The organism is Centipeda periodontii DSM 2778, from assembly GCF_000213975.1.
Lineage (GTDB): Bacteria > Bacillota > Negativicutes > Selenomonadales > Selenomonadaceae > Centipeda > Centipeda periodontii.
Map to the genome: position 1 here is coordinate 2,377,255 of NZ_GL892076.1, position 10,638 is coordinate 2,387,892.

12 protein-coding genes are annotated in these 10,638 nt (G+C 56.2%); all 12 read right to left on the bottom strand.

Translation table 11 applies throughout. The features are described 5' to 3' along the window. Window positions 1–319: lecithin retinol acyltransferase family protein (locus HMPREF9081_RS13465; RefSeq protein ID WP_174262950.1), on the bottom strand; the 319-nt coding region annotated here is incomplete at its 3' end. A gap of 270 nt (window positions 320–589) precedes the next feature. Further along, the gene (locus HMPREF9081_RS10855; protein WP_006307370.1) at window positions 590–1,642 is read right to left on the bottom strand and encodes an L-threonylcarbamoyladenylate synthase; all 1,053 of its coding nucleotides are present in this window, start codon (window positions 1,640–1,642) and stop codon (window positions 590–592) included. 12 nt (window positions 1,643–1,654) lie between these two features. Continuing rightward, window positions 1,655–1,768: a secretion protein HlyD gene (locus tag HMPREF9081_RS14635; RefSeq protein ID WP_071778232.1), complete on the bottom strand. Its 114-nt coding sequence runs from the start codon at window positions 1,766–1,768 to the stop codon at window positions 1,655–1,657. Window positions 1,769–1,924: 156 nt separating this feature from the next. Beyond that, entirely contained in the window at window positions 1,925–2,803 is an 879-nt protein-coding gene (prmC, locus tag HMPREF9081_RS10860; RefSeq protein ID WP_006307371.1) for a peptide chain release factor N(5)-glutamine methyltransferase, read from the bottom strand. Then, on the bottom strand, window positions 2,803–3,867 hold the full coding sequence (gene prfA / locus HMPREF9081_RS10865; RefSeq protein ID WP_006307372.1) for a peptide chain release factor 1: 1,065 nt from the start codon (window positions 3,865–3,867) through the stop codon (window positions 2,803–2,805). The genes prmC and prfA overlap by 1 nt, the downstream gene beginning before the upstream one ends. Beyond that, window positions 3,852–4,775 carry a DUF1385 domain-containing protein gene (locus tag HMPREF9081_RS10870; protein ID WP_006307373.1) on the bottom strand — a complete coding sequence of 308 codons (924 nt, stop codon included), beginning with the start codon at window positions 4,773–4,775 and terminating at the stop codon, window positions 3,852–3,854. Before HMPREF9081_RS10870 ends, prfA begins: the two co-directional genes overlap by 16 nt. Window positions 4,776–4,891: 116 nt before the next feature. Next, window positions 4,892–5,092: a 50S ribosomal protein L31 gene (rpmE, locus tag HMPREF9081_RS10875; protein WP_006307374.1), complete on the bottom strand. Its 201-nt coding sequence runs from the start codon at window positions 5,090–5,092 to the stop codon at window positions 4,892–4,894. A gap of 176 nt (window positions 5,093–5,268) precedes the next feature. Continuing rightward, the gene (locus HMPREF9081_RS10880) at window positions 5,269–5,751 is read right to left on the bottom strand and encodes a pyridoxamine 5'-phosphate oxidase family protein (RefSeq protein WP_006307375.1); all 483 of its coding nucleotides are present in this window, start codon (window positions 5,749–5,751) and stop codon (window positions 5,269–5,271) included. 2 nt (window positions 5,752–5,753) lie between these two features. After that, the gene (locus HMPREF9081_RS10885; protein WP_040395109.1) at window positions 5,754–7,040 is read right to left on the bottom strand and encodes an NAD(P)/FAD-dependent oxidoreductase; all 1,287 of its coding nucleotides are present in this window, start codon (window positions 7,038–7,040) and stop codon (window positions 5,754–5,756) included. 181 nt (window positions 7,041–7,221) lie between these two features. Beyond that, complete coding sequence (locus tag HMPREF9081_RS10890; protein ID WP_006307377.1) at window positions 7,222–8,589, bottom strand: MATE family efflux transporter; 1,368 nt, start codon at window positions 8,587–8,589, stop codon at window positions 7,222–7,224. Between the two features lie 25 nt (window positions 8,590–8,614). Then, window positions 8,615–9,760, bottom strand: a complete 1,146-nt coding sequence (locus tag HMPREF9081_RS10895) for an N-acetylmuramoyl-L-alanine amidase (protein ID WP_006307378.1) — start codon at window positions 9,758–9,760, stop codon at window positions 8,615–8,617. Window positions 9,761–10,021: 261 nt separating this feature from the next. After that, complete coding sequence (locus HMPREF9081_RS10900) at window positions 10,022–10,630, bottom strand: MotE family protein (protein ID WP_006307380.1); 609 nt, start codon at window positions 10,628–10,630, stop codon at window positions 10,022–10,024. Between the last annotated feature and the right edge of the window lie 8 nt (window positions 10,631–10,638).

The following is a 10,638-nucleotide window of genomic DNA, read 5'->3' on the forward strand; positions in this document are numbered from 1 at the left end:
AACCATATATTTTTAAATCAGAAAAAAAACTTTTACCTAGTCGCCCAATTGCGTTCATCAGTGAAAACGGACTCATCAATGACAAACCACCAGAAAGAGTTTTTACAAGATTAACCAATTTTTCTTTTTCAAACTCGTAGACAACATATTCTTGACTTCCATCAAGAAAAAATTCTATAGATGTTTCTCTTATAATTCCATCGCAACTACTTCCAGATGCTTTTGTATAATGAATGACTTTATCATTACCAACATAGACGCCAAAATGTCTGTATCCAATACGCTGAACATAAATAATATCACCATATGTTGCCGTCATTTGTAGTCATCCTTTCATAAAAATGTATTATAAGTCGCCAAATATATCGTACTTTATTTTTTGTGCTTTCACATTTAATATAAACTTTTTCACCATTTAGGGAATCGCTGATAAAATAGACCTTCCGATTGGCGCAGATTTTTTCGTTCGATTGCGGAGATAAACCGGACGCAGAGTGGGGCTCTGTGGAGGATCGAGGGCGATGTGCGGGCAAAAAAGATGCACCAAGATGATGGTGCTGAATTTATCAGCGCTTCTGTAGCATTGCTTTCACACATATATAATATCTCCGCCGCTTGCCTTGCGCAGACGGTTCATGATGGCAAGCCCGAGACCGACCGCACCCGTTCCCTCGGCGAGGAGTGAGGTGACGGGCAGATCGTCGAAGCGGCGGAGCGCGTCATAGAGACAGGCGGCAAAGGCACTGTGATTGCCGCGTGCGCCGCAGTGATACGTATGCTCTGCAGGGACAATCGCACGGAGCGCCGTCAGGGTCTCATTGCTTGCGATCAGCGCGGGGCTCTCCCCCGCCGCTCTGCGCCGAAGAACTTCATCGCGCAGAGCATTTTCGACTGCCGCCCCCGCCCCCACATAGACCGTGAGAGGGGCACGCGGCGCGTAGTGCGTGTATTTCATCCCCGGTGCACGCGGTGCTTCATCCTCCGCTGTGAGTGCGTTATCCATTCGCACAATAACGTGAGGCAGTTCCATCGCGATCATCTCGCGCGTAACGGCACCGGGGCGGAGGATCGTAAGAGCCCCCTCCTCCGTGCAGTCAACGATGGTCGACTCCACGCCGAGGCGACAGCTCCCACCGTCGAGGATGAGCGGGATACGCCCTGCCATATCCTCGTAAACCATCGCTGCCGTCGTCGGACTCGGACGCCCCGAGGTATTCGCGGATGGCGCGGCGATCGGCACGCCCGCCGCACGGATCAAGTGGCGCGCGATGATGTTGTCGGGACAACGTACGCCGACGGTTGCGAGCCCGCCCGTCACGATGTCGGGGATGTGCGCGGCTTTCGGCAGGATGACGGTGAGGGGGCCCGGGGCAAATGCGGTGAGGAGATGTGCGGCAATTGGCGGAACGTCGGAGGCAATCTCATATGCCATTGTAAGATCGGCAATGTGAAGGATGAGCGGATTGTCAGAGGGGCGTCCCTTCGCCTCGTAGATACGCGTGCACGCCGCCGCATCGAGCCCGTTCGCGCCGAGTCCGTACACGGTTTCCGTCGGAAACGCGACGAGCGCACCGCTGCGAATGAGACCGGCGGCACGCTCGAAATCTGCGGGCGCAGTCGGACGAAGAATCTCCGTATCCATCGTGTCCCTCCTTTAAGGAATCACTGATAAATTCAGCACCGCCATCTTAGCACATCTTTTTTGTCCGCTTTTCGTTAGCAAATCCTCCACATAGCTTTGGCTATGCGTCCGGTTTGCTGCCTCAATCGGACGAAAAAATCTGCGCCAATCTGAGGGTCTATTTTATCAGTGGTTCCTTAATGAAAATTCTATGCCTTTAGGCAGAGACGCCCCTTCCACCACGCTTCGCGTGGTCCTCCTCCCCCGTCGAAACGGAGGAGGCTTTTTACAGCATATGGGCTTCTATTGTGTATACCCCACAACAACTCTCTCAATGCCCGCAAGATCCTTCAATATCTCCGTTCGCACGATGCGCGGATGCGCGATTGCAAGTACCGCGACGGCTTCCGCCTCGTCCATCCCGACCTCGACGGCGATCGCACCGCCATCTTTGAGAAGTGTAGGCGCGTCTGCCATCAGTCGACGATAGATGTCCAGCCCGTCGGCGCCGCCGTCGAGCGCGAGATGCGGCTCATAGCGGCATACCTCCGGCATCAGTCCCGCAATATCCGCCGTTGGAATATAGGGCGGATTCGAGAGGATCATATCGTAGCTGCGCCCCGCGAGCGGTGCGAGCAGATCGCCCACATGAACGTCGAGGCGCTCCGTCAGCCCGAGTTTCTCTGCATTTTCCCGTGCGACCGCAGCGGCTGCGGGTGAGATATCGACGACATCCGCACATGCCCCCTCCGTATAATGAATCACGGAGAGCGCAATCGCACCTGTGCCCGTCCCGATATCGGCAATCCGAAGATCATTCGCACCTCCGTCCGTACGTGCGCGCAGAAAGTCCAGAGCACACTGTACGAGCACCTCGGTATCGGGGCGCGGGATGAGCGTATCGCGCGTGACACGAAAGTCGAGCCCCATAAATTCGCGTCGTCCGAGCACATAGGCGAGCGGCACATGCGCCGCTCGCTCTTTTACATAGGCACGAAACCGCGCGAGTTCATCCGGTTCGAGCGGCTCATCAAAGTGCACATAGAGATACATTCGATCTCTGCCGAGCACAGCGGAGAGCAGTACCTCCGCGTCGAGGCGCGGACTCTCAATGCCATGCTCGTGAAAGAAATCAGTCGTCCACGTAAGGAGTCGCGCTATCGTCCAAACAGCATCTGCCATCAGTTCACCTGTTTCAGGCGCTCTGCCTGATCCGCCGTGATGAGTCCCGCGAGAATCTCATCCAGCTCGCCGTCAAGCACGGCGTCGATCTTGTAAAGCGTCAGACCGATGCGGTGATCGGTCACACGTCCCTGCGGAAAATTGTACGTGCGGATGCGCTCGCTGCGGTCGCCCGAGCCGACCTGACTGCGGCGGTCAGCGGCGACGGCATCCGCCTGCTCCTGTTGTGCGCGGTCATAGAGGCGCGCACGCAAGACCTTCATTGCCTTTTCGCGGTTCTTGAGCTGCGACTTCTCATCCTGACACTGCACGACAATGCCCGTCGGTATGTGCGTGATGCGAATCGCGGTCTCCGTGCGATTGACGTACTGACCGCCCGCGCCTGAGGCGCAGTAGGTGTCAATGCGCAGCTCGTTCGGATCGATCGTAACCTCGACCTCCTCCGCCTCGGGCAGAACGGCGACCGTGACCGCTGAGGTATGGATACGCCCGCCCGACTCGGTGACGGGGATGCGCTGCACGCGATGCGTGCCGCTCTCGTATTTCAGACGACTGTACGCGCCTGCACCGCTGACGAGAAAGGAAATTTCCTTAAAGCCCCCGATCTCCGTCGGATTGCTGCTGAGGATCTCCGTCCGCCAGCCCTGCCGCTCGGCGTAGCGCGCATACATGCGAAAGAGGCTCGCAGCAAAGAGCGCCGCCTCCTCCCCACCGACGCCGCCGCGAATCTCGACAATGACATTCTTGTCATCGTTCGGATCGCGCGGCAGAAGTAGGATAGGAAGCTCCTCCGCGAGCTGATCGCGGCGCGCCTCTGCCTCGGCGATTTCCTCGACGAGCATCTCCTTCATCTCGACATCTGCCTCGGCGAGCATCTCCTTGTCCTCTTCGATGGTGCGGAGCGCCTGCTTGTACGCATCATACGCCTCAATAATGGGGGTCAGCGCCGCATGCTCACGTGTATAGCGCTGCCACTTCTCCATATCCGCCATCACGTCCGGATCGCTCAGCAGTGCCTCAAGTTCATGATATTTATCCGCAACGGCGTTCAGTTTGCTGAGCACGTTGTCTCCTTTCGATAGTTCCCGCTTCCTGCGGGGATGTCCTCCGCCGGTAGCACCGCCTTGAGGCTTTCGATCGCGACCTCGATCATCTCATCGGCGGGCGGGCGCGTTGTCAGATACTGCAGCCACAGCCCCGGCGTAATCAGGATATGCACAATCCTGTTTTCGCTGCGCCCCGCAAAGCGGATGATCTCATAGGAGACGCCTGCAACCACGGGCAGCACGGCGAGGCGGCTCAGGATGCGCAGCCAGAGATCGGGCCAGCCGAAGAACACATGAAAGACGATGGCGACGACCATAACGATGAGCAAAAAATTTGTCCCGCAGCGCGGGTGCAGCCTTGGGAATTTTTGCACGTTCTCCACCGTCAGCGCCTCGCCTGCCTCATAGCAGTGGATCGTCTTGTGCTCTGCGCCGTGATACTGGAATACGCGGCGAATCCCGCCCATGAACGAGATGCCCCAGATGTAGAGGAGGAATACCGCGAGGCGGATGCCGCCCTCGATCAGGTTGAACACGATGGGATCGTCCGTATATGCCGCCGCAAGATGCGCCGCCCCCGTCGGAATGACGATAAAGAGCACACTTGCGAGGACAAGCGCGAAGAGGATCGTCATCGCGATCTCCTTCTTCGTCATCTGCTCATCCTCCTCACCCGCCGCCTGCGCAGAGAACGAGAGAGCACGCATGCCGATGACGAGGGACTCCACCATGATGACAGAGCCGCGGATGAGCGGCAGATTGAGCACGGGGTAGCGGTCGCGGATCGAGGTAACGGGATGCGTCTCCACTTCGATTTCCCCATTTGGAAGACGCACGGCGGTCGCGGTCTTATTCGCGTCGCGCATCATGACGCCCTCGATCACCGCCTGCCCACCGACTGCAAGATCGGTTATTTTCTTTGGCATAGGATTTCCTTACTGTATCAAAAAAGAGACTATCACACGATCTCTCGTGCAATAGTCCCTCCCTGTTGTTGTGCAGTCACGAAACAGGCAAGGCGCTGTGCACCTTACCCGCGCTGCTATTTCCGCGCGTAACGCTTCTGGAACTTCTCGATGCGTCCGCCCGCCTGAACGTCGCGCTGACGCCCCGTGAAGAACGGATGGCACTTCGAGCAGACGTCGATGCGCAGATCCTTCTTCGTCGAGCCGGTCGTGAACGTATTGCCGCAGCCGCACGTCACCGTCGCCTCGAAGAATTCGGGATGAATGCCCTCTTTCATGTAGATACACCTCGTTTCTTTTGTCGGATACAAGCATGCTTGTGCACGCTTGGTTGAACTCGACCTGTCTGGATCGAGAACGAGTCATGGAAACGAACGCCCTGCGTTCATTACCGCGCAAGTATAGCACAAATGCGTGCGTTGTGCAAGTGATTCCTCACGTACAGTCCATTCCACTAGATGCGATCATTGATTCGGCGTTTTGCTGTAAATGTCTCCACCTTGATCTTATAGACTGCGGTATTGGCAAGCTGCGCCGGATGAAAGGCGTTCGCCGCAATTCCATACTGTTCCACAAGTTGAACAAGCAGCGCTTCTTTTTCGGAATCATCCACTTGTTCAACAAGCCCCTGTCCGACAATGCTTTCATAGGCAAAACTGGCTGTGCAGGATTCCTCGCCAACAGGCGGCATCAGCATATGTCCGCAGTCAATTTCAAACGTTGTATGGTTGTCTCTGAGGATCACATCATGCTTTGTTCCGACCTTGGCGCCATGAAAGAACAGCACAAGGTCAGCTCCGTTCATTTCAAATCCGAAATTAACCGGAACGACATAGGGATATACTCCGTTATTTAGGGCGATCCGCATGACATCTGCTTTTTCCAAAATGCTTTTTATTTCACTGAGCTTAGAGATCTCTCTATCTTTTCTTCTCATAATTACTCCATCTTACTGTGAATGATGCGCGCGAGACGCGTGCCAAAGAAGAAATTCCAGATCCACTTGACGGAAACCGTAAAGTCTGCGTATTTTCCCGCAAGGCGGATGAGATGGACGAGCATCCACGCGAACCATGCAAAGAAGCCGCTCATCTTGAGGTTGAACCCAAGCACGGGCATGGGACCGTTCATGACCGCCTCGCCCTTGCCGATGGTCGCCATCGCCCCGAGATCTTTGTAGACGAATTTGCCAAGCTGATCGGGTGTCTTGCCCGCGATCAGCGCCATGATGTTCTCCTTGACTTGAAGTGCCTCCTGCGTCGCCACAGGTGCCACTGTCGGGAGCGGACGCTGCATATCGCCGTGCTGGAAGTTCGCGCAGTCACCGATTGCAAAGACGCGGTCGCTCCCCTTCACGAGCAGGTTCTCCTCGACGATGATGCGTCCCGCGCGGTCCACCTCGCCGCCGCAGTCCTTGATGAAGTCCTGCGCGCGCACACCTGCCGCCCAGATCACCGTCTTGGTCGGGATAACTTCGCCATTATTGAGCGTCAGATCATTGCCGTCGTACTCCGTAACCGCCGTATTGAGTCGCACGTCCACGCCCTTCTTGCGCAGGACATCGATCGTATGCTGCTGCAGGTCGGGCGGCACCATCGGGAGCACGCTCCCCATCGCTTCGAGGAGGGTGACGTGAACCTCGCTGAAATCAATCGTGTGGAATTCCTTCTTGAAGATGTCGATCAGCTCCATGAGCGCTCCCGCCATCTCAATGCCCGTCGCGCCGCCGCCGACGATGACGAAATTGAGGTGACGCTGACGCGCCTCACGCTGATCGGGACCGCTCTTACGCGAAGCGCGTTCGAACTCGTGGATAATATGCCCGCGCAGTGAAATCGCCTCCTGCAAGGTTTTCATCGCATAGGAGTTGCGCTCCACACTCTTGTTGCCAAAGAAGTTCGTTGTCGCGCCTGCCGCAAGCACGAGATAGTCATAGGAAATCTCGCCGTGCTTCGTGATGAGCACGCGGCGATCCTGATCAACACCGAGCGCTTTGGACATGTAGAAGTTCACATTCGGATTGTTCTTGAAGAACTGACGCGTGGGGTAGGCAATCTCCGAGGACGAAAGCACAGCCGTACTCACCTGATAGAGGAGCGGCTGAAACAGATGATAGTTGTGCCGATCCACAAGTGTGACACGCACATTTTCCTTGACAAGTTCCTTTGCGAGACGTACGCCCCCAAATCCGGCGCCGACAATGACAATATGCTTCTGATCTGCCATAATAATACCCCACTCCTTATTGCAATAGTGAAAAAAATCACATAGTCGGGTCATTTCCCCCTTATGAGAAAACTTTTTATGAGTTAGCTCCTCTCATGTGGTACATAATACCACGTTTCATAGGAAATTCAATAGGATTTTTTTCACAGAGCGCACAAAATAATTCCAGTTTCACGGGATTTCATGAACGCGCGTGAAGCTTCGCCTGTCGCATCCGATTTTCGATCACACGCAGGCGGATCATAAGCAGTACAGCACCGACGATGATACCGCCGTTCAGTCCCACCCAGTAGCCATAGGGACCAAGCTCCGTCCAGCCCGCGAGCACATAGCCGCTCGGCAGCCCGATCCCCCAGAACGAGAGCACGGCGAGCCAGAATGTGACGGTGACATCCTTATAGCCGCGCAAGGCTCCCTGCAGAGGTGCATTCACACAGTCGCAGAACTGCATGACGAGCGCATAGAGCAGGAATACGCGCAGGAGTTCCTGCACCTCCGGATTCGTCGTGTAGAGCGCAGCAACAGAGTCGCGCATCGCCGCGAGTGCGAGCGCAACGACACCGACGAAGAGGAGTGTCAGTACACGGCTGAGGCGGATGTAGGCGCGTGCGCCATTCTCGCGCCCACCGCCGACCTCGAAGCCGACGAGAATCGTGATCGCCATGGAAACGGAGAGCGGCAGCATGTAGACGATCGTGGTGAAGTTCATCGCCGCCTGGTGCGCAGCGAGCACGGTCGTACCGTACGCCGCCATGAGGAGCCCGACCGCGCCGAAAATGCTCTGCTCGCAGAACACCGTGAGCCCGATTGGTACGCAGATGGCAAGCAGCGCCCACCAGTCGCCAAGAATCGGTTTTGGCAGGCGCGCGAAGACATGGTAACGCGCGAACTCTTTCATACGCAGAACAACGATGCTGTTCAGCACGAGAAAAACGCAGTAACTCAGTGCGGCGCCAAGCCCCGCACCCGGCCCGCCGAGCGCCGGCATCCCAAAAGTGCCGTACATGAAGATGTAGTTCAGCACAATGTTGATCGGAATCGTCGTCATTGTGATATACATGGTGAGCCGCGTCCGCCCATGCGCGTCGATGAAGTTCCTGAGAACAATCGCGGGGGCAACGGGAATAAGACCGACAGCGATGTAGGACAGATACTCCATCGTGATCCCCTCAACGACCGGCTCAAGCGCGAGAGCACGCACGAGATAGGGAACTGTGAGGACACCGATCACGAGCAGGAGCACGGCAAGGAGTGTCGCCCAGTAGAAGCTCTGCTGAACGACGCTCCGAATCTCCCGCCTCCGCCGTGCACCGTAGTGCTGGGCGATGACGGGTGTCAGCCCGGAGATGAGCCCCATAAAGGCTCCGAATACGGGAAAGAAAATGCTCGCCCCGACGGCAATGCCTGCGAGATCCTCCTTGCTGATATGTCCCGCCATAACTGTATTGAAAAAGCCGGGCGCCATAAGCGAAATCTGCGTGACAAGGATCGGGAGGAGCACGATGAAGAACTGACGCGCGCGCGCCGGATAGCCATGGACTTCCTGCAATCAGTTCCTCCTCCTTCCCAAAAGGTCATCCAAAGTAATCGGCAATGCCGTCCGCAATCCCCTGTGCAGTCTTCTTGACCCCCGACTCGCTGTTCATCATCTGCTCCTCATCCGGATTCGAAATGAAGGAAATCTCCACGAGGATCGCGGGCATATCCGTATGCTTCACCACATAGAAATTGCACGTCTGCGTCCCGCGATCAACCGTCCCTAGGGAGTCGACGAGCGCCGTACGCACGCTGTCGGCAAGTTTTTTCGACCGTTTTGACCCATTCGTGTAGTAGTACGCCGTCGTCCCCTTCACCTCGCGGTTCGTGAACGCATCCGCATGAATGGAGAGGAAGATGTCCGCCTTTGCCTCGTTGGCAATGTCGCAGCGCGCCTGAAGCTCCTCGACCGACGTCGCGCTCGCGCCCTTCGGCGAGACCTCGGTATCGCCCGTACGCGTAAGGATCACCGTTGCTCCCTCCGCCTCAAGGAGGCGCTTGAGCTCACGACTGACACGCATCGTCACGGACTTCTCCATAATGCCTGTCGGTCCGATCGCGCCCGAGTCGCTTCCTCCATGTCCGGGATCAATTGCAATTCTGCGCCCCTTCATGCCGGTAATCGCTGAGAGATCACGATCCAGTTGATCCCGATCATACGTCCCATCTGCTTCCTCATCATCCTGCGCGGGCGGCTGAATCGGCGTCACAGCGGGCTTGTTCTCCCACGCAGGCCTCGACATATTTTCTGCGGGTGACTTGCCAAAGTCCATGACAATGCGCGGCTTGTCTCCCTCGAGCGCGAAGATCTTCCATCCGCCCTTTTCTACCGTTGTCTCCACGACAATGCGCACGGTGGACGCATCGAACTGCGCCACACGCACAGAGGAGACGAGCGGCGAATCCACAGAGACATTCTTCTTTGACTCCGGCGCAATCCACGCATTCTGCACATCCAGAACAATACGGGTTGGGTTCGACAGCACGCTCTGCCTGTAGGAGACGGGGCGGTCAGAATCCACGACAACACGAACATTCCCGTCCGTCTTTCCGATACGGACCCCCGTAATCTTCGCCATGTCCTTCGCGCGGTCACTAAATGCAGCCTCAGCGGAGGACGCAGGCGCAACGGTTCCGAGTACAGCGATGATGAGCGCAATGAGCAGTAAAAATATACGGCGCAAGAATCTACCCTCCCAAAAAATAAACGGATAAAGGAATCACTGATAAATTCAGCCATGCCATCTTGACGCATCTTTTTCGCCCTGCCTGCGTCAGCAAATCCTCCACAGAGCATTCCTCTGTGTCCGGTTTGTTTCCTTGACAGGACCAAAAAATCTGCGCCAATCTGACAGACTTCATTTTATCAGTGATTCCTAAAAACCTGCGAAGTATGCTTTTCAGCTGCTTCGCAGGTTCTCTCCATCCGATATACTGATTCCCTTTTACTGTGCCTCTGCGGCAGCCTCCGCCGGCTCTGTACCCGGCACAGAAGCATTCGCTGCCGCGTTCCGCGCATTCATCGTCCGACGCGGTACCCCTTCGTAGATAATCCGTGTGATCTGTGCGGCACGCTCCGGCTCAAATGCCGTCAAGACCTTCGCCGCATTGCTCTCATCCATACGCTGAAGGATGGCAATGCAGAGATCAATGTCGAGCGTTTCCATGACCTTTGCCGCATCCGCCGGCTTCATATCGTTGTAGAGACGTGCCAGCTTTGTCACGCGCTTCTTCTCGGCAGCCTCGCGCTCCTTTTGCTGCTTTTCAATCTCTGCTTTCGAGATCTTCACGCTCTCGGGAGCCTTCTTGGGAGCTGCCGCTGCTGTACTTCCAGGCGATGCAGGAGCACCTGACGAGGACGACTGTGCCGTCTGCGACCCTCCCGCCGTCGGCGGAACAAAGTACTCGCCAATGATTGGGAGCTCATGCAGACCGTATTCCTCGTTCAGTGCCTGCGTATCAAAGAGCCGCAGATAGACACCGAGTGCAAAGCCTCCTGCGACCAGTACGAGGAGTAAGATCAGTCCAAATAGGATTTTCAATTTCTTCCGCATGGAATTCC

Excerpts from the sequence above, each read along its gene's own strand:
- HMPREF9081_RS10880 (WP_006307375.1), bottom strand. The coding sequence starts at position 5,751 with ATGAGAAGAAAAGATAGAGAGATCTCTAAGCTCAGTGAAATAAAAAGC.
- rpmE (WP_006307374.1), bottom strand. The coding sequence starts at position 5,092 with ATGAAAGAGGGCATTCATCCCGAATTCTTCGAGGCGACGGTGACGTGC.
- HMPREF9081_RS10885 (WP_040395109.1), bottom strand. The coding sequence starts at position 7,040 with ATGGCAGATCAGAAGCATATTGTCATTGTCGGCGCCGGATTTGGGGGC.
- HMPREF9081_RS10870 (WP_006307373.1), bottom strand. The coding sequence starts at position 4,775 with ATGCCAAAGAAAATAACCGATCTTGCAGTCGGTGGGCAGGCGGTGATC.
- HMPREF9081_RS10855 (WP_006307370.1), bottom strand. The coding sequence starts at position 1,642 with ATGGATACGGAGATTCTTCGTCCGACTGCGCCCGCAGATTTCGAGCGT.
- HMPREF9081_RS10900 (WP_006307380.1), bottom strand. The coding sequence starts at position 10,630 with ATGCGGAAGAAATTGAAAATCCTATTTGGACTGATCTTACTCCTCGTA.
- prmC (WP_006307371.1), bottom strand. The coding sequence starts at position 2,803 with ATGGCAGATGCTGTTTGGACGATAGCGCGACTCCTTACGTGGACGACT.